The sequence below is a fragment of the Nocardioides sp. NPDC006303 genome, assembly GCF_040613175.1.
GTDB lineage: Bacteria > Actinomycetota > Actinomycetes > Propionibacteriales > Nocardioidaceae > Nocardioides.
On the sequence record NZ_JBEXRR010000014.1, the window covers coordinates 1 to 18,425 of the forward strand.

16 protein-coding genes are annotated in these 18,425 nt (G+C 69.0%); 8 read left to right on the top strand and 8 right to left on the bottom strand.

What is annotated here, in order from left to right:
- Window positions 1-134: 134 nt before the first annotated feature.
- The 3 genes from ABZY89_RS12845 to ABZY89_RS12855 all read right to left on the bottom strand — a co-directional run bounded on the left by ABZY89_RS12845 (window position 135) and on the right by ABZY89_RS12855 (window position 3,592).
- Entirely contained in the window at window positions 135-878 is a 744-nt protein-coding gene (locus tag ABZY89_RS12845; protein WP_160022518.1) for a CbiX/SirB N-terminal domain-containing protein, read from the bottom strand.
- Window positions 879-945: 67 nt separating this feature from the next.
- A complete protein-coding gene (locus tag ABZY89_RS12850) occupies window positions 946-1,689 on the bottom strand; it encodes a phosphoadenylyl-sulfate reductase (protein WP_141792939.1) in 744 nt (247 codons plus the stop codon).
- A gap of 178 nt (window positions 1,690-1,867) precedes the next feature.
- Entirely contained in the window at window positions 1,868-3,592 is a 1,725-nt protein-coding gene (locus tag ABZY89_RS12855) for a nitrite/sulfite reductase (RefSeq protein ID WP_355227646.1), read from the bottom strand.
- Window positions 3,593-4,056: 464 nt separating this feature from the next.
- On the opposite strand from ABZY89_RS12855, the gene ABZY89_RS12860 reads away from it, so the two are divergent.
- Genes ABZY89_RS12860 through ABZY89_RS12870 form a run of 3 tightly spaced genes read left to right on the top strand, consistent with a single transcriptional unit; the run spans window position 4,057 to window position 7,155 of the window.
- A complete protein-coding gene (locus ABZY89_RS12860) occupies window positions 4,057-5,514 on the top strand; it encodes a glycine hydroxymethyltransferase (protein ID WP_355227647.1) in 1,458 nt (485 codons plus the stop codon).
- A 4-nt stretch (window positions 5,515-5,518) separates the two neighbouring features.
- Window positions 5,519-6,055: a GNAT family N-acetyltransferase gene (locus ABZY89_RS12865; RefSeq protein ID WP_355227649.1), complete on the top strand. Its 537-nt coding sequence runs from the start codon at window positions 5,519-5,521 to the stop codon at window positions 6,053-6,055.
- A 5-nt stretch (window positions 6,056-6,060) separates the two neighbouring features.
- Window positions 6,061-7,155: a hypothetical protein gene (locus ABZY89_RS12870; protein WP_355227651.1), complete on the top strand. Its 1,095-nt coding sequence runs from the start codon at window positions 6,061-6,063 to the stop codon at window positions 7,153-7,155.
- On the opposite strand, the gene ABZY89_RS12875 is transcribed toward ABZY89_RS12870, so the two are convergent.
- From ABZY89_RS12875 to ABZY89_RS12885, 3 genes are all read right to left on the bottom strand, one after another.
- A complete protein-coding gene (locus tag ABZY89_RS12875; protein ID WP_355227653.1) occupies window positions 7,152-7,895 on the bottom strand; it encodes a class I SAM-dependent methyltransferase in 744 nt (247 codons plus the stop codon). The genes ABZY89_RS12870 and ABZY89_RS12875 overlap by 4 nt on opposite strands.
- Before the next feature lie 65 nt (window positions 7,896-7,960).
- Complete coding sequence (locus ABZY89_RS12880) at window positions 7,961-8,653, bottom strand: response regulator (RefSeq protein WP_355227654.1); 693 nt, start codon at window positions 8,651-8,653, stop codon at window positions 7,961-7,963.
- The gene (locus tag ABZY89_RS12885) at window positions 8,650-10,254 is read right to left on the bottom strand and encodes a sensor histidine kinase (protein WP_355227656.1); all 1,605 of its coding nucleotides are present in this window, start codon (window positions 10,252-10,254) and stop codon (window positions 8,650-8,652) included. The genes ABZY89_RS12880 and ABZY89_RS12885 overlap by 4 nt, the downstream gene beginning before the upstream one ends.
- Before the next feature lie 142 nt (window positions 10,255-10,396).
- On the opposite strand from ABZY89_RS12885, the gene ABZY89_RS12890 reads away from it, so the two are divergent.
- Entirely contained in the window at window positions 10,397-11,746 is a 1,350-nt protein-coding gene (locus ABZY89_RS12890) for a cation:dicarboxylase symporter family transporter (protein ID WP_355227658.1), read from the top strand.
- Between the two features lie 58 nt (window positions 11,747-11,804).
- Here ABZY89_RS12890 and ABZY89_RS12895 read toward each other — a convergent pair whose 3' ends face one another.
- The gene (locus ABZY89_RS12895) at window positions 11,805-12,152 is read right to left on the bottom strand and encodes a hypothetical protein (protein WP_355227659.1); all 348 of its coding nucleotides are present in this window, start codon (window positions 12,150-12,152) and stop codon (window positions 11,805-11,807) included.
- Window positions 12,153-12,403: 251 nt separating this feature from the next.
- Between ABZY89_RS12895 and ABZY89_RS12900 the strand changes: the two genes are divergently transcribed.
- Genes ABZY89_RS12900 through ABZY89_RS12910 form a run of 3 tightly spaced genes read left to right on the top strand, consistent with a single transcriptional unit; the run spans window position 12,404 to window position 15,542 of the window.
- Window positions 12,404-13,711: an extracellular solute-binding protein gene (locus tag ABZY89_RS12900; RefSeq protein WP_355227660.1), complete on the top strand. Its 1,308-nt coding sequence runs from the start codon at window positions 12,404-12,406 to the stop codon at window positions 13,709-13,711.
- Window positions 13,708-14,706, top strand: a complete 999-nt coding sequence (locus ABZY89_RS12905) for a sugar ABC transporter permease (RefSeq protein WP_355227662.1) — start codon at window positions 13,708-13,710, stop codon at window positions 14,704-14,706. The genes ABZY89_RS12900 and ABZY89_RS12905 overlap by 4 nt, the downstream gene beginning before the upstream one ends.
- Entirely contained in the window at window positions 14,703-15,542 is an 840-nt protein-coding gene (locus ABZY89_RS12910) for a carbohydrate ABC transporter permease (RefSeq protein ID WP_355227664.1), read from the top strand. Before ABZY89_RS12905 ends, ABZY89_RS12910 begins: the two co-directional genes overlap by 4 nt.
- 71 nt (window positions 15,543-15,613) lie before the next feature.
- Here the strand turns inward: ABZY89_RS12910 and ABZY89_RS12915 are convergent, their stop codons facing one another.
- Window positions 15,614-17,263, bottom strand: coding sequence for an acyl-CoA dehydrogenase family protein (locus tag ABZY89_RS12915; RefSeq protein ID WP_355227666.1), 1,650 nt, complete (start codon window positions 17,261-17,263; stop codon window positions 15,614-15,616).
- A 38-nt stretch (window positions 17,264-17,301) separates the two neighbouring features.
- On the opposite strand from ABZY89_RS12915, the gene ABZY89_RS12920 reads away from it, so the two are divergent.
- Complete coding sequence (locus tag ABZY89_RS12920) at window positions 17,302-18,396, top strand: potassium channel family protein (protein WP_355227668.1); 1,095 nt, start codon at window positions 17,302-17,304, stop codon at window positions 18,394-18,396.
- Window positions 18,397-18,425: the final 29 nt, after the last annotated feature.

An 18,425-nucleotide genomic window follows, 5' to 3' on the forward strand; every position in this document is an offset into this window, starting at 1 on the left:
GGCGACCACGACGTACGGCGAGAACATCGGCGTCATGACCGCGACCCGGGTCTTCTCGACCGCCGCCTACATAACGAGCCGACTCGGCGGGGATTGTCGTCAGGATGCGCCGACTCGGCGCGGGGCGGGTCAGATCAGACCGGGACGAGCTCGACGGCACCGACGGCGTAGCGGGCCAGGATGGTGCGGGCGACCTCGGGGTGGGCGCCCATCGGGTCGCTGACCGCGACGGCGCCGGCCTCGAGGGCGAGCTCCTTGGCGCGGTCGGGCAGCTGCCCGGGCGCCAGGAAGAGCATGCCGACGGCGATGTGGCGGCGGCCCTCGGCGCGGAAGGCACGGACGGCCTCGCCGGTGGCCGGCGGAGCAGCCGAGGCGTACGCAGCCACGACCGGGAGCTTGTGGTGGGCACCCCAGATCCGGGCCAGACGGGCGACCGACTGGTTGGCCAGCGAGTCCGAGGAGCCGGCGGCGGCCAGGACGAGCGCGTCGAGCTCGCGCACCCGCGCGGCCTTCAACGACGCCCGGAGCCGCTCGTCGAGCACCTGCAGGAAGACGCTCTCGAGGCCGAGGATCTCGCTGGTGTGGATGCGCAGGCCGGAGTGGCGCGCGGTGGCCTCGGCGATGACCGAGGGTACGTCGACGCGGGCGTGGAACGCCTCGGTCAGGAGCAGGGGCACGACGACGATCTCGTCGTGGCCGGCCTTGACCAGCTTGTCGACGACGGCCTGGAAACGCGGCCGGGAGTGGTCGAGGAAGGCGGCTTCGATACGGAGGTCGGGGCGCAGGGCGCGAACCTCGGCCACGAGGGCGTTGATGGTCGCGGCCGACTGCGGATCGCGGCTGCCGTGAGCCAGGGCTACCAGTGCAGGAGCTGCCATTGTCTTCATCCTTCGGGTGTTGCGGGTCTGTGTTGCCACGCGGGCGGAAAGTCTGTGATGGGGAGGATCAGGCGTGGATGCCGCACTCGGTCTTGCCGGTGCCGGCCCATCGCCCGCTGCGCGGGTCCTCGCCGGGGGCTACCCGGCGGGTGCACGGCGCGCAGCCGATCGAGGGATACCCGTCGTAGACGAGCGGGTTCACGAGCACTCCGTTGTCCTCGATATATCGCTCGACCTGCTCGTCGGACCATCGCGCCATCGGCGACACCTTGACCTTCTGGCGCTTGGCGTCCCAGCCGATGACCGGGGCGATGACCCGGTTCTTCGTCTCCGCGCGGCGCAGGCCGGTGGCCCAGGCGTCGTAGGAGGCGAGCGAGTCGGCCAGAGGCTTGACCTTGCGCAGCGCGCAGCACAGGTCGGGGTCGGTCCGGTAGAGGTCCTTGCCGTATTCGGCGTCCTGCTCCGCCACGCTCTGCACGGGCGTGATCGTGAGGAGGTTGACCGGCATCGTCGCCTCGACGGCGTCGCGGGTGCCGATCGTCTCGATGAAGTGGTAGCCGGTGTCGAGGAAGACCACGTCGATCCCGGGTACGACCTTCGAGGCGAGATGAGCCAGGACCGCGTCACCCATGGAGGACGTGATCGCGAACCGCTCACCGAAGGTGGCGGCGGCCCACTCGATGATCGTCTCGGCCGGGGCGAGCTCGAGCTCGGCTCCCCAGTGGGAGACGATCTCGCGCAGCTCCTCGGGCGTACGTCCCTCGGTGTCCACCGCGCGGTTGGCCCGGGCGGCTGCTGTGCTGACGCTCATCGGTGCGCCTCCTTCGTAGTTGCCCGAGAGATCTGTGCCCGAGAAATCTGGCCAAGTGACTTCAGCTGGAAGGCGCGCAGGCAGGCGCGGCATTCCCAGGACCCGTGCGTGGCCTCGTGCGGCCACAGGTCGGTCTCGCCACAGAACGGGCAGTGGAACGGGGTGCTTGCGCGCTCACTCATGCGGTCACCTCGTCCAAGGTCTTCTCGCCGCGCAGCAGGACCTCGTCGGCCCGCGCGGTCCAGGCCGAGAAGGTCTCGGCCTCCTCGCGGTCGGCCAGGTAGTTGACGACCAGCGCGGAGATGTAGTCGTCGAGCCCGGCCGAGGTGACCTTGTGCGCGCGCAGCTTGCGCCCGAAGTTGGCGGTCAGCCCGGTAGCGCCGCCCAGGTGCACCTGGAAGCCCTCGACCTGGTTGCCCTCGTCGTCGAGGACCAGCTGGCCCTTGAGCCCGATGTCGGCGACCTGGGTCCGCGCGCAGGCGTTGGGGCAGCCGTTGACGTTGACCGTGATCGAGGCGTCGAGCTCCGGGAACCGCGACTCGAGCGAGGCGATCAGGTCGCGGGCCCGGTCCTTGGTGTCCACGATCGCGAGCTTGCAGAACTCGATCCCGGTGCAGGCCATCGTGTTCTGGCGCCAGTTGGAGGGCCGGGCCGAGAAGCCGATCGCGTCCAGCGCGGCGACGAGGTCCTCGACGACCGCGGGGTCGACACCGATGAGCACGATCTTCTGGTACGGAGTGAGCCGAGCGCCCTCGACGGCGAACTTCTCCATGACGCCGGCGAGCTCGACCAGGTGGGTGCCGGAGATGCGACCGGCGATCGGGGCCAGGCCGACGTACTTCTTGCCGTCCTTCTGGTCGTGGATGCCGACGTGGTCGCGGTGGCCCAGGGGCGACTCGGGGGAGGGGTTGGAGACGAGCTGACGGTCGAGGTACTCGTTCTCGAGGACCTCGCGGAACTTCTCCTTGCCCCAGTCGGCGACCAGGAACTTCAGCCGGGCCCGCGAGCGGAGCCGGCGGTAGCCGTAGTCGCGGAAGATGCCCGCGACACCGGCCCACACGTCGGCGACCTCGTCGATCGGCACCCACACGCCGAGCTTCTCGGCCAGGCGCGGGTTGGTGGAGAGACCGCCGCCGACCCAGACGTCGAAGCCGGGGCCGTGCTCGGGGTGGACGGTGCCGACGAAGGCGATGTCGTTGATCTCGGGCGCCACGTCGTGGGAGGGGTGGCCGGTCAGCGCGGTCTTGAACTTGCGCGGGAAGTTCGAGAAGGCGGGGTCGCCCAGGTAGCGGGACTCGATCTCGCGCAGCGCCGAGGTGCCGTCGATGATCTCGTCGGCGGCGACGCCGGCGACAGGCGAGCCGAGGAACGGACGCGGCGAGTCGCCGCAGGCCTCGGTCGAGTGCAGCCCGACCTCCTCGAGGCGCGACCAGATCTCCGGGACGTTCACGATGTCGATCCAGTGGTACTGGATGTTCTCGCGGTCGGTGATGTCCGCGGTGTCTCGCGCGAAGTCGACGCCGATCTGACCCAGTGTGCGCACCGCGGCGGGGGAAAGGAGCTTGCCGTCGGAGCGTACGCGCATCATGAAGTAGCGGTCGTCGAGCTCCTCCTCGTCGAGGATGGCGGTCTTGCCGCCGTCGATCCCGGGCTTGCGCTGGGTGTAGAGGCCGAACCAGCGGAAGCGGCCGCGCATGTCGGCCGGGTCGATCGAGTCGAACCCGCGCTTGGAGTAGGTGTAGAGGATCCGGTCGCGAACGTTGAGCGGGTCGTCGTTCTTCTTCGACTCCTCGTTCTTGTTCAGCGGCTCGGTGTAGCCGAGGGCCCACTGGCCCTCGCCCTTCTTGGGGCGGGGGATCTCGGTTCGGGTGGCGCGCTTGGCCTGAAACCGGTTGTCGCTCATGTCAGAGAAACCTTTGCGTCGGTCGTGGACGCACGGCGGAGCAGGGACGTGCTCGCGGCGGGCGCCCGGGATGTCTGTCGGGCGGCGGGCCAGCGGCTCGACGCGGGGGATGCGGAGCGCTGGGCGTCAGTGGCGCCAACAGATCGAGCTGCGGATGCGGCAATAGTCCACGTGGCGTCGAACCACGAGGTGCGCATGTGTTGCAGCAGTGACCATGTCAAGGAGTCTCAGGTAGCGGACGGCCCGCACGCAATCTGGAATCCCGATATATGAGACATCGGTCCGTTATGTGGGACGTTCCCGCTTGTTCACGCGGGCGGTGTGGCCGAGGTCACCATCTGGTCACGGTCTCTTAACCAGGCTGAGCAGTCGGTCATTCCCGCGGGCGGTGATAGAGGACGTACGCAACGCACCGGGCGACCACGATGCTGCTCTCATCCGCGCGGCTGACTAGGCTGTGATCCATGAGCGATCTGTCTGCCCCGGTCAATTCAGGCACTGTGAGTTCTGCCTACAACCAAGCCCTCGAGGTCATCGCCTCCGTGGAGCCCCGCATCGCCGAGGCGACCAAGCAGGAGCTCGCTGACCAGCGCGCCAGCCTCAAGCTGATCGCGAGCGAGAACTACGCGAGCCCCGCCACGCTGATGACGATGGGCACCTGGTTCTCCGACAAGTACGCCGAGGGCACCGTCGGTCACCGCTTCTACGCCGGCTGCCAGAACGTCGACACCGTCGAGCAGATCGCCGCCGAGCACGCCAAGGAACTCTTCGGCGCGGAGTACGCCTACGTGCAGCCGCACTCCGGCATCGACGCCAACCTGACGGCGTACTGGGCCATCCTCGCCCACCGGGTCGAGGGCCCGTGGCTGGAGAAGATGGCCGTCAAGAACATGAACGAGCTCTCCGAGGCCGACTGGGAGACGCTGCGCTCCGAGCTCGGCAACCAGCGCCTGCTGGGCATGTCGCTGGACGCCGGCGGCCACCTCACCCACGGCTTCCGCCCGAACATCTCCGGCAAGATGTTCCACCAGAACCAGTACGGCACCGACCCGGAGACCGGGCTGCTCGACTACGACTCGCTGCGTGCCAAGGCCAAGGAGTTCCAGCCGCTGATCATCGTGGCCGGCTACTCCGCCTACCCGCGCCGGGTGAACTTCGCCAAGATGCGCGAGATCGCCGACGAGGTCGGCGCCACCTTGATGGTCGACATGGCCCACTTCGCCGGCCTCGTCGCCGGCAAGGTGTTCCAGGGCGAGGAGAACCCGGTTCCCTACGCCCACGTCGTCACCTCGACCTCCCACAAGTCGCTCCGCGGACCGCGCGGCGGCTTCATCCTGGCCACCGAGGAGTACGCCCCGAGCGTCGACCGCGGCTGCCCGATGGTCCTCGGCGGCCCGCTCTCCCACGTCATGGCCGCGAAGGCCGTCGCCTTCGCCGAGGCGAAGCAGGAGAGCTTCCAGGTCTACGCCCAGGAGGTCGCCGACAACGCGAAGTCGCTCGCTGAGGGCTTCCTCAAGCGCGGCGCCAAGCTCGTCACCGGCGGCACCGACAACCACCTCGTCCTGCTGGACGTGACCAGCTTCGGCCTCACCGGTCGCCAGGCCGAGTCGGCGCTGCTCGACTCGGGTGTGGTCACCAACCGCAACTCGGTCCCGTCCGACCCGAACGGAGCCTGGTACACCTCGGGCATCCGCCTCGGCACCCCGGCGCTGACCACCCGCGGCTTCGGTGCCGACGAGTTCGACCGCGTCGCCGAGCTCATCGTCGACGTGCTCTCGAAGACGACCCCCGGCACCACGAAGGCCGGCGGCCCGTCCAAGGCGTCCTACGCCATCGAGGACTCCGTCGCCGACAACACCAAGGCCGCCGCGGCGGAGCTGCTCGCGAAGTTCCCGCTGTACCCCGGTCTCGACCTCGCCTGATCCCGTGCCTGTTCCGAAGCGACCCAGCTCGATACCCGGCGTCGGGGCCCCTGAGAAGGTGGTCCCGACGGCGGAGGTGCGTGTCGTCGTCGAGGACGAGTGGCCGGCGCTCAAGAAGGTGCGCCTCGCGGCTCTCCAGGACACCCCTCGTGCGTTCTGGGCCTCCTACGACGAAGTGGTGACCTGGCCCGACGAGCGTTGGCGGCTGTGGGCCGCGTCCGGTTCGGCCTACATCGCCTGGCTCGGCGAGAAGCCCTCTGGGCTCGCCGCCGGGATCATCCATGAAGACGAGCACCACCTGATCAACATGTGGCTCGCCCCCGAGGCGCGTGGTCACGGCCTCGCCGAGGGACTCATCCTGGCCGTCGCCGGCTGGGCGCGTCGTGACGGTGCCTCGGTGCTGACCCTGTGGGTCGTCGACGGCAACGAGTCCGGGCGCCGCCTCTACGAGCGCCTCGGCTTCGAGCTCACCGGTGAGACGCAGCCCTTCCCCGAGGGTGACCCGCGCACCGAGTCGAAGATGGCGCTCCGCCTCACCTGACCGCGATGGCCGACCCACGCGAGGGCGTGACCCCCGACGGTCTGATCGTCACGGGAGCGCGGCGCGATCGAGTGCCCTCCGCGTATGAGCCGGTCCTGGCGTACGTCCTCGGGCGGGTCGCGCCGGAGGTGTCGGTCCACGTCTACGGCTCGGTGGCCAACGGCACGGCCTCCGTGCCCGGCTCCGACGTCGATCTGCTGACGATCGGACTCCCGGCGGCGGACGCCTCCGTGCTCGGCGCCGAGGCGTCGGCGGCGTTCGCCGACGTCTGCCGCGGCGTGGAGATCGCGGCTGTGTCCTCCGATGACTACGCCGGAGAGGGCGACGAGGCGTACGGCAACCGGGTCTTCCTGCGCCACTACTGCGCGCATCTCGCCGGCCCCGACCCGGGCGAAGCCTTGCCGGGGTTCCCGGCGGACGCTCGTGCCGCCCGCGGTTTCAACGGTGACATCGAGCGTGCCCTGCGCAGGTGGCGTGCCGCCCTCGGCCGCGACGACCCGAGCGACCTCTCCCTCCGGATCGCGCGCAAGTCCCTTCTCGCCCTGGCCGGCCTGGTCAGCGTCCACGACGGCACCTGGACCACCGACCGTTTCACGTCCGCCGCCCGCTGGAGCGAGATCGAACCGGCGCTGGCACCAGAGCTGGCCAGGCTCCGGACCCTGTCCGACAGCGGCGACGGGACCACGGACGAGCCCGAGGCGCTGCTCGCCGCCGGTGGCGTGATCGAGTCCATCGCCGCTCGCTTCGCGGCGGAGATCGGCCTGTGGCGGCCCTGGACTCGGCCTGTGGCGGACGGCGTACGCTCCGGAGGCATGACTCCGGACGAGGTCGACGCCTTCGTGTCCTCGCTGGACGGCTGCCGCCACAAACCACGCGGCTGGTATGTCCACGACCGCCTCGTCGCCAGGCTGGTCGATGCGTCGACCCTGCTCGTCCGGGTACCGATCGAGCGCCGCGAGGAGCTGATCGAACGCTGGCCGGACGCCTTCGGCATCCCGCCGAGGCTGGAGGCCCACCACAAGATCGAGGCCTACCTGGACCGCGCCGCCCCGGATGCCGTCCGTGAGGCGATCCGGCTCGCCTGGGAGTTCCAGCGCTAGTCCGGCTTGCGCCACACCGACACGTGACTCGTGGAGTCGTTGGTGAACTCGGAGCGGTCCCAGCCGGCGCACCTCGCCTCCAGCGTCATCCCGGCCAACCGCGCCATCAGGTCGAGCTCGGATGGCCATACGAACCGGAAGTTGTGTGGCCCGTACCGGAAGCGGCCGTCGGCCTCGCGGGTGTAGTGGTGCGAGATCGCCTGCTGGGTGACCAGGTCGTAGGTGTCGAACCCGAGGTGCGCGGCGGAGACGTCGAACGGGATCGCCGGGCTGCCCGGGGGAAGCCGTCGCAGTCCGGGCACGCCGACCTCGACCAGGAAGCGCCCGCCCGGCGCCAGATGACGGGCGGCGTTGGCGAAGCAGGCGACCTGCTCCTCCTGCGTACGCAGGTTCCCGATCGTGTTGAAGACCAGATAGACCAACGAGTACGCCCCCACCCCCGGCGCCTCGGCGGAGGCCATGTCGCCGACCACGACCGGGATCTCCTCCTCGGTGACCTTGCGCCGTAGGACGTCGACCATCGGCTGGGACAGCTCGATGCCGGTGACCGGCACCCCCAGCTCCCGCAGCGGTACGCCGATCCGGCCCGTCCCGATGGCGAGCTCGAGCGCGGGGCCGCCGTCGGCGAGCTCGGCGAGGAAGCGGGCCACCGGCCCGGTCACCTCGGCCGAGTTGACCCAGTCGTCGGGGTCGTCGTAGCGCTCGGCGTCGTCGCGGGTCCACAGGTCGCTGCTGGTCATGGGCATCGACTCTGCCCGGCGACACATGCGGTGCGCGAACCATTTAAGTCGGCCTGACGCCCGGTTCAGAGCCAGGAGTAGCCGACCTCGGGGCGGCCGCCGCTGGGACCGTAACGGACCCCGCGTGCGGCCAGGCCCTTGTCGGCGAGATGCTCGAGGTAGCGCCGCGCTGTCACCCGCGACGCACCGACCACCGCGGCGACCTCGCTCGCGGACAGGTCGCGCTCGGCCTCGCGCAACGCGGCCGTCACCGCCCGCAGCGTCTCCGCGCTCATGCCCTTGGGCAGCGGTGTGCTGCCGGTGGGCCGCAGCGACCCCAGCAGCTGGTCGACCTCGTCCTGGACGACCTCCTCGGGGGCAGCGTCCAAGCGGGCGCGGTAGTCGGCGTACTGCTCGAGCTTGTCCCGGAACGTCGCGAACGTGAACGGCTTGAGCAGGTAGAGCACGACCCCCTGCACGACGGCCTGCCGCACCACCTTGGTGTCCCGCGCCGCCGTCACCGCGATCACGTCGCACAGATGCCCGGCGGCGCGCAGCCGGCTGAGCAGCCCGAGCCCGTGCCCGTCGGGCAGGTTCATGTCGAGCAGGATCAGGTCGACCGGAGTGCCGGCGTCGCGGGCCGCATCGAGCGCGCGGACCGCCTCGCGCGCCGACCGCGCGATCCCGGCCAGGGCGAAGCCCGAGACCCGGCCGACGTACGCCGCGTGGGCCTCGGCAGCGAGCGCCTCGTCCTCGACGACCAGGACACGCACCGTCATGCCGCCACCTCCCTGCCGAGCGTGACTGTGAACTCGGCCCCGCCGAGGTGCGAGCGGCCGATGACGACCTCGCCACCATGACGCCGGGCGATCTGCCCGACCAGCGCGAGGCCCAGGCCGCGGCCGGTGCCGGGCTCGGCCTTCGTGGTCCAGCCACGGTCGAGGACACGCGCCGAGTCGGCGTCGTCCAGGCCGGGTCCGCTGTCGCCCACGCGCACCGTGAGGGTGTCGTCGTCACCGGTGAGGTGGACCTCGACCTGTTTGGACTCGAAGCCGGAGACGGCATCGAAGGCGTTGTCGACGAGGTTGCCCAGCACCGTCACCAGGTCGCGGGGCGGGATGCCCGTGCCGGGTGGCACCTCGCCGACGATGCGGAACTCGACGCCCTGTTCGGCCGCCTCGGCCGACTTGCCGAGCAGGAGCGCGGCCACGACGGGATCCTCGACCGCGCCGACGACCCGGTCGGTGAGGAGCTGGGCGACCTGGAGCTCCTCGGTGGCGAACTCGACGGCGTCCTGCTCGCGGCCCATCTCGATGAGGGAGACAACGGTGTGGAGCCGGTTGGCCGCCTCGTGGTTCTGCGACCGGAGCGACTCGGTGAGGCGGCGTACGACCTCGAGCTCGCCGGTCACCGAGCGCAGCTCGGTGTGGTCGCGCAGCGTCACCACCGCGCCGACCTCTCGGCCGTCCCACAGCGCCGGGGCCGAGGAGACCACCAGGATCCGCTCGCCGGCGAGGTAGAGGTCGTCGGACTCGGCGGTGCGGCCGCGGGCGGCGGCGACCAGTCCGGGCGCCAGGTCGAGGTCCTCGATCCGGGTGCCGATCACGTCCTCCGGCAGCGCCAGCAGGCGCCGCGCCTCGTCGTTGACCAGCTGCACGCGCCCCTCTCCGTCGAGTAGGAGCAGACCTTCGCGGACCGAGTGGAGGACGGCGGAGTAGTACTCGTACATCCGGGCCAGCTCACGCTCGCCCATGCCATGGGTCAGCCGGTGCAGCCGCCGACTTAGCAGCCAGGCACCGGTCAGCCCGACGGCCAGCACCAGCGCGCCGCACAGCAGCACGATGGTGACGTCGCGCCTGAGACCGCGGTTGATGTCGCTGACCGTGATGCCGACGGACACGAGCGCGACGACCTCGTCGCCCTCCTCGACCGGCACCACCGAGCGGACCGACGGGCCGAGCGTCCCGGTGTACTGCTGGGTGAAGACCTCGCCGTCGGGCGCGCCGCCGAGATCGCCGACGAACTTTCCGCCGATCTGACGCGGGTCGGTGTGGGTGTAGCGGGTGCGGTCCAAATCCATCACCACGACGAAGTCGGTGTCGGTGTCGCGGCGTACCTGCTCGGTCCAGGGCTGGAGGGTCGCCGTCGGGTCCTCGCCACGCAGCGCCGTGCTGACGGTGGGGGAGTCGGCGACGGTCTGGGCGACGGCCACCGCTCGCTGGGTGGCGCGGCTGTAGGAGTCGCGCTGGGCGTCGTAGGAGGCCATCAGGATGCCCGTGACGACAAGCAGCAGCACCGTGGCGAACTGGAGGAGAAGCACCTGCTGGGCCACCGGCCGATCGCGGAGAACGCGGGGGCGGAACGGGTGGACACGGGGCACGACAACATTCTGGACCACCTCCGTTGCGTGGATGTGATCGTGGCCACGAACACAACGAACACAACAGTGACGGTCGTCACGTTCTCCCGGAGAGTTGCCCGAGTTGCCCCGGAGGGCAGGACACACCGGACCAGGAGGAACGATGAGTACGACCACCACTGAGACAAGACCCAAGAAGGACCGGACACATTATCTCTACATCGCGGTGATCGCCGCGGTGGTCCTCGGCATTCTGGTCGGGTTGATCGCCCCGTCGTTCGCGGTGGAGCTGAAGCCGATCGGCACGGCCTTCGTGAACCTGATCAAGATGATGATCCAGCCGATCATCTTCTGCACCCTGGTCATCGGCGTCGGCTCGGTCGCCAACGCGGCCAAGGTCGGCAAAGTCGGTGGCCTGGCGCTGGCCTACTTCATCGTGATGTCCACGGTCGCCCTGGCGATCGGCGTGATCGTCGGCAACATCATCGACCCGGGCACCGGCCTCCAGCTGAGCTCGGACGCGTCCAGCGCGGGCCAGGAGGCTGCCTCGGAGGGGCACGCGAGCACGACCGACTTCCTCCTGAGCATCATCCCGACCTCGCTATTCTCGGCGCTGACCTCCGGCGTTGTGCTGCAGACCCTCCTGGTCGCGCTGCTGGTCGGCTTCGCGCTGCAGCGGATGGGTGAGTCGGGCAAGCCGATCCTCAAGGCGATCACCATGATCCAGAACCTGATCTTCCGGGTGCTCGCGATGATCATGTGGGCCGCCCCGGTCGGCGCCTTCGGCGCCATCGCCGGTGTGGTCGGCGAGACCGGCATCGACGCCCTGAAGAGCCTCGCCGTCATCATGATCGCCTTCTACGTCACCTGCGCGATCTTCGTCTTCGGCATCCTCGGCGTGATCCTCAAGCTGGCCACCGGCGTCAACCTCTTCAAGCTGCTCAAGTACCTCGCCCGCGAGTTCCTGCTCATCCTCTCCACCAGCTCGTCCGAGTCGGCCCTCCCGCGCCTGATCGCGAAGATGGAGCACGCCGGTGTCGAGAAGGCGACCGTCGGTGTCGTGGTCCCCACGGGCTACTCGTTCAACCTCGACGGCACCGCGATCTACCTGACGATGGCCTCGATCTTCATCGCCGACGCGATGGGTGACCCGCTGAGCATCGGCGAGCAGATCGGCCTGCTGCTGTTCATGATGATCGCCTCCAAGGGTGCCGCCGGTGTCACCGGTGCCGGCCTGGCGACCCTGGCCGGCGGGCTGCAGTCCCACCGCCCGGAGATGGTCGACGGGGTCGGGCTCATCGTGGGCATCGACCGGTTCATGTCCGAGGCCCGTGCGCTGACCAACTTCGCCGGCAACTCGGTCGCCACCGTCCTGGTCGGCCACTGGACCAAGACCATCGACCACAGCCAGCTCGACCGTGTCCTGGACGGTCAGGACCCGTTCGACGAGACGACAATGGTCGACGACCACGCCGCCCCACCCGCGGCGGAGACCGACAAGGCGCTCGTCTAGACCCCACGCCAACAGGCCGTACGCCGCGCGGACACGCGCGACGTACGGCCTGCTGTCGTCATCGGTTGCGGTAGAGGATCCGCGCCAGCTCGAACGGCGCGACGCGCCACGAGCCGATCGGCTCGTCGTCGAGCCCGATCCGGCCGAGGGTGGCGACGATCCAGGAGAACGCGAAGCAGCCGAGACCGGCGACGGCCCAGATCCCGACCGTACGCCAGGCCAGGTCGCCGCCGAAGGCACGGAAGATGCCGATGACGGCGGCGATCACGGCGATCGCTCCGATCAGCCAGAAGAGGATCGAGCAGATGACAGCGGCCAGCCGGCCGGCCACGGCCAGCGGGTCGCGAGGCGGCTGGTGATGGGGCCCTTCGCCGGGGCTTTGATGGGGAGGGTGCGGATAGTTCATTTGGGCGCTGATTCTGGCCTAACTCCGCCGCCGGAGCCACACCGGGATGGCGGGTCGTCAGGGTGCCGGAGTGCGTGACAGGTATCGTCCTGCGCGTTCTCGGGTGAGTGTTCGACAATTTGCCCGGGACAGCGATGGACCATAACGACTAATGTTATGGAGATCACATAACGAGGCGCTGCCTCGTGGACCCGACGCGGCCTGCGTGGCACGACTCCGTGGATCAACACGACGATGGAGGGTGCAATCAGATGCACGTGCGAAAGTGGCAAATCGGAGCAGTAGTCGCGGGTCTGCTCGCTGTGACCGGCTGCGGCGTCCCCGGTGGCGGTGGCAGCAACGATGCCGGCGACACCGAAGAGGGAGACGGCAGCATCCAGATCCTCGGCGCGATCCCCGAGGGCGAGGCAGTGGGGCTCAACGCGGCCCTCGACACGTTCACCAAGGAGACGGGGATCGAGGTGACCTACACCCCCTCCACGGACTTCACCACCGAGATCCGCACCAAGGTCAACGGAAACGACGCGCCGGACATCGCGCTCTTCCCGCAGCCCGGTCTGGTCGGTGACCTGACCGAGTCGGGTGACACGCTCCCGCTCGATGACCTCATCGACGTCGGCTCGCTCGACGACACCATGATCCCCGGCCTGATGGACTCGGTCGAGATCGACGACAAGACCTACGGCGTCCCGATCCGCGTCTCGATGAAGTCGCTGGTCTGGACCCCGAAGAACTTCGAGCAGTCCGGCTACAAGACGCCCACGACCTGGGACGAGCTGCGGAGCCTCGAGGACCAGATGATCTCCAAGGGCCAGACCCCGTGGTGCCTCGGCGCCGAGGCCGGTGCCGACACCGGCTGGGTCTACACCGACTGGGTCGAGGAGATCGTCCTGCGCCAGGAGGGCCCGGAGTTCTACGACGACTGGGTCTCCCACGAGGTCCCCTTCAACGACCCGAAGATCGTCGAGGCGATCGAGACCATGGGCGACATCATCAACAAGCCGAAGAACGTACGCGGCGGCGCCGACGGCACCCTGAGCGAGCCCTTCGGCGACTCCCCGCTCCCGCTCTTCGACGCGAAGCCGGGCTGCGAGATGCACCGCCAGGCCAACTTCATCACCACCTTCTTCCCGAAGGACGTCCAGGCGGACCTGGCCGGCAACGTCGGCGTCTTCGCGCTCCCGGGCAGCATGGAGGGCGGCTTCGAGGGCAACCCGGTGCTCGGCGGCGGTGACATGGCGACCGCCTTCACCAACGACACCGACGTGGTGGAGCTGATGGAGTTCTTCGCGTCCCCCGACTTCGGTGCCGAGTGGGCCAAGTCCGGCGGCTGGCTCTCGCCGAGCGTCGAGTTCGACAACTCCAACTACGCCGACCCGATGTTCGGTGAGATCGCGACGCTGCTGCAGGACGCCGACACGTTCCGCTTCGACGGTTCGGACCTGATGCCCGCGCAGGTGGGCGCCGGGACGTTCTGGAGCGAGATGAACGCCTACGTCGGAGGTGAGAAGAGCGCTCAGGAGGCGGCCGACGCGATCGAGGAGAGCTGGCGAGGATGAGCGATGATCCTTACCTGAAGATCCTCAACGGCCTGATAGCGATCGTCCTCGGGGTCGGCGGCACCGCCGCCCTCTACTGGCTGCTCAACTTCCTCTCGGGCCTCCTGCCCGGCAAGTGGGACAGGCGCGTCAAGCCGTACGTCTTCATCGGCCCGGCCATCCTGGTGGTCACCGTCTTCCTGGTCTACCCGGCCGTGATGACGGTGATCTACAGCTTCGCCGATGACAACAGCATCAACTGGGTTGGGTTCGGGAACTACACGGCGCTCTTCCGGGACGATGAGTTCATCGGCACGTTGGTCAACAACCTGCTCTGGATCCTCATCGTCCCGGCGGCCAGCGTCATCGTCGGCCTGCTCGTGGCGGTGCTGGCCGACCAGCTCAAGGCGTTCCCGGAGCGGGTCGCGAAATCGGTCATCTTCATGCCGATGGCGATCAGCTTCGTCGGGGCGAGCACGATCTGGGGCTTCGTCTACGCGACCAGGTTCGCGCAGGGCGACAAGCAGATCGGGCTCCTCTCGGCGATCTCGACCAGTCTCGGGTTCGAGCCGGTCGCCTGGCTCCGCATCCAGACCGGCAACCTCAACGACCTGCTCCTGATCGTCATCATGATCTGGTTGCAGGCGGGGTTCGCGATGGTGCTGCTCTCCTCGGCGATCAAGGGCGTCCCCGAGGACACCGTGGAGGCCGCGCGCATCGACGGGGCCAGCGAGGTCCAGATCTTCTTCAAGGTCGTCGTACCGCAGATCTGGCCGACGGTGATCGTGGTCTTCGTGACCATCCTCATCCTGGTGATGAAGGTTTTCGACATCGTCTACGTGATGACCGGTGGTCGGTCCGGCACCTCGGTGCTGGCCAACACCTTCGTCCTCGAGCTCTTCGAGTTCGGTGACGCCGGACGAGCGGCCGCGGTGGTCGTGGTCCTGATGGTCGCCGTGATCCCGGTGATGATCTACCAGATGCGCCAGTTCAAGAAGCAGGAGGCCGGTCGATGAGGAGCTTCACCCTCGGCAGCGTCGCTGTCCGCGTGGGCATCGTCCTGCTGTGCGTCCTCTGGTTCATCCCGACGCTGGGTCTGCTGATCTCGTCGTTCCGCGACGAGGCCGACGTGAAGTCGTCGGGCTGGTGGACGGTCATCACCGACCCGTTCTCCCAGTGGACCCTCGACAGCTACTCGCAGGTCCTCGAGAGCGGGATGGCCAACGCCTTCGTGAACTCGATCGTCGTCTCCGTCCCCGCGACGGTGCTGCCGATCATGATCGCTGCGTTCGCTGCGTACGCGTTCACGTTCATGCGGTTCCCGGGGCGCAACGTGCTGTTCATGGTGATCGTCGGGTTGCTGGTGGTCCCGCTGCAGGTGGCGTTCGTGCCGCTGCTCAACCTGTTCGGGCTATACGACCTCAACGGCACCTTCCTCGCGGTGTGGCTGGCCCACACGGCGTTCGGGATGCCGTTGGCGGTCTTCATCCTGCGCAACTACATGGCGACCCTGCCGCAGGAGATCATCGAGTCCGCCGAGATCGACGGGGCCTCCCACTACCAGACCTTCTGGAGGCTGATCGTGCCGATGTCGGTGCCCGCGCTGGCAGCGTTCGCGATCTTCCAGTTCCTCTGGGTCTGGAACGACCTTCTCGTCGCGCTCATCTTCCTCGGGGCGGGTGACAACGAGGTCGTCACGATCACGTTGCGCGACCTGATCGGCGACCGTGGCCAGGAGTGGCACCTGCTCACTGCTGGTGCGTTCATCACGATGACAGTGCCGCTGATCGTGTTCTTCTCGCTGCAGCGCTACTTCGTCCGTGGGCTCACGGCCGGGTCCGTCAAGGGCTGAGGGTTCGGTCCGCAAGCGGCGGGCGCCATGTCTCCTTCGAGGCATGGCGCCCGTTGCGCGTCCAGGCACCTCTACAGGGTCGGCGTCGCCCGCTGCACGACCGTCCTCTGGTCGCCGCCGGCGAGCATGCCGTACGTCCCGCTGTGGCCCGGCAGGCGGCTGGCGCAGAAGACGTCGGCCACCTCGTCGGGGCCGTGCTGGACCAGGAGGCTCCCCTGGAGAAGGGTGGCCATGCTGCAGGCCAGACGCCGGGCGGAGCGCTCCAGCTCCTCGGGACTGGTCATCGACTCGCCCAGGAGGGAGAGGGTGGTGTCGACGGCGCGGTCGTAGCGCCGGTCGGCGCCCTTGGCCTTGCCGACCTCGGTGATCCACGCGTCGAGGACCCCGGGTTCGCGCTGGATGGCGCGCAGGACGTCGAGGGCGTTGACGTTGCCGGAGCCCTCCCAGACCGAGTTGAGCGGGGACTCGCGGAAGAGCAGCGGCATCACCGACTCCTCCACGTAGCCGTTGCCGCCCAGACACTCCAGCGCCTCCGCGACCATCGCCGGGGTGCGCTTGCAGACCCAGAACTTCGCCAGCGGCAGGCCGATGCGGCGCAGAGCCCGCTCGTGCTCGTCGTCCGGTCGGTCGACGGCGGAGGCCAGGCGCATCGCCAGGGTCGTGGCCGCCTCGGACTCGACGGCCAGGTCGGCGATCACGTTCTGCATCAGCGGCTTGTCGGCCAGGCGGCCACCGAACGCGGAGCGGTGGGCGACGTGCCAGCTCGCCTCGGCCACGGCCCGGCGCATCAGGGAGGCCGAGCCCAGCACGCAGTCGAGGCGGGTGGCGGCGACCATCTCGATGATGGTGCGTACGCCGCGGCCCTCCTCGCCCAGCCGGTAGGCCGTGGTGCCGCGGAACTCGAGCTCGGAGCTGGCGTTGGAGCGGTTGCCGAGCTTGTCCTTGAGTCGCACCACGTCCAGTCGGTTTCGCGCTCCCGAGGGAAGGACACGGGGGAGGAGGAAGCAGGTGAGGCCACTCGGCGCCTGGGCGAGGACCAGGAAGACATCGTTCATCGGGGCCGAGGTGAACCACTTGTGCCCGTGCAGCTCGTAGACGCCGTCGCCGACGGGATGCGCCTCGGTGATGTTCTGGCGTACGTCCGAGCCGCCCTGCTTCTCGGTCATCCCCATGCCCGCAAGGGCGCCGAGCTTCGCGGCGGGGTCGCGGAGACCGAAGTCGTAGGTCGTGGAGGCGAGCCTCGGCACCCACTCCTCGGCGAGGCACTCGTCGGCGCGGAGCGCGGGGACCGCGGCGTACGTCATGGAGATCGGGCACAGGTGGCCGGGCTCGGTCTGGGACCAGGCCAGGAACCCGGCGGCGCGGCGTACGTGGGCGTGCTCCTCGCCCTTCTCGGCCAGCGTCCAGGGCGCGGCGGCCAGGCCGTGGCCGACGGCCCTGTCCATCAGCCAGTGCCAGGAGGGGTGGAAGGCGACCTCGTCGATCCGGTTGCCGTAGCGGTCGTAGGGGAGCAGCTCGGGGTGGAAGCGGTTGGCGAGGCGGCCGTGCTCCTGCGCCTCGGCGGTGCCGGCCTCGGCGCCCAGGGAGACGAGCGAGTCGAGGGTCTCCTCGCCCGCGTGACGCAGGACCGCCGCCGACAACGCGGCATCCCCGGTGACCACGTTGTGACCCGCGAGCGCGGGCGCCTGGTTGGTGACACGGCGGATGTCGGAGGCACTCATGCAACAGACGATAGAGCGCGGCGGATAGGGTCACAGATGTGTCCGAGACATCTGCATACGCCCCGAAGTGGGCCGGTGTCGAGCAGGTCGCTCTTCCCGAGACGGTGCGGTCGCCGTGGTGGCAGCTCGGACGGCGTCTGCTGGCCGCGCTGGCGATCCTGGTAGGGACGGTCCTGCTGGTCTACCTCGACCGCGACGCGTACGCAGACAACAACGACCCCACGGGTCAGATCAGCCTGGTCGACGCGATCTACTACACGACGGTGACGCTGAGCACGACCGGCTACGGCGACATCGCCCCGGTCGAGGCGCACGCGCGGATGATCAACGCGTTCATCATCACGCCGGCCCGCATCGCCTTCCTGGTGCTGCTGATCGGCACCACCCTCGAGGTCCTCACCAAGCAGGGCCGTGACCTCATCCGAGTCGCTCGCTGGAGGAAGAAGATGTCCCAGCACATCGTCGTCGTCGGTTACGGCACGAAGGGCCGTAGCGCCGTGGAGACGCTGCTCACCAGCGGAGCGGATCCGGAGGAGTTCGTCGTGGTCGACCCGGACCCGGTGGCGCGCTCGGACGCCCACTCCGACGGGATCGCGGTGGTCACCGGTGATGCGACCCGGCGCGAGGTGCTGATGCGCGCGGGCGTCAAGGACGCCGAGCAGGTCATCATCACCACCAACCGTGACGACTCCAACGTGCTCACGATCCTGACGGTGCGGCAGATCAACCCCGAGGCGTGGATCGTCGCTGCCGCGCGCGAGCGCGAGAACGCGCCCTTGATGAAGCAGTCCGGAGCCGACTCGGTGATCACCTCCGCCGACGCGGTCGGCCGGCTGATGGGCCTTTCCACCATCTCGCCGACCCTGGGATCGGTCATGGAGGACCTGCTCAACTCCGGCACCGGCCTGGAGGTCGCCGAGCGCGACCTGCTGGTCAACGAGGTCGGTAAGCAGCCGCAGCAGCTGGCTGACCAGGTGATCGCGGTCGTACGCGACGAGAAGGTCTTCCGCTACTTCGACCCGGTCGTCGGCACCCTGTCGCGCGGGGACCGGCTGGTCGTCGTGCGGGCCGCGAGGGAGCTGCCGTGGGCGCCGCGTCCGGGGACGCACGGCGAGGACACCGCGGAGGCGTGACACCCGCTGAAATAGAAGTCAGCCGCTGG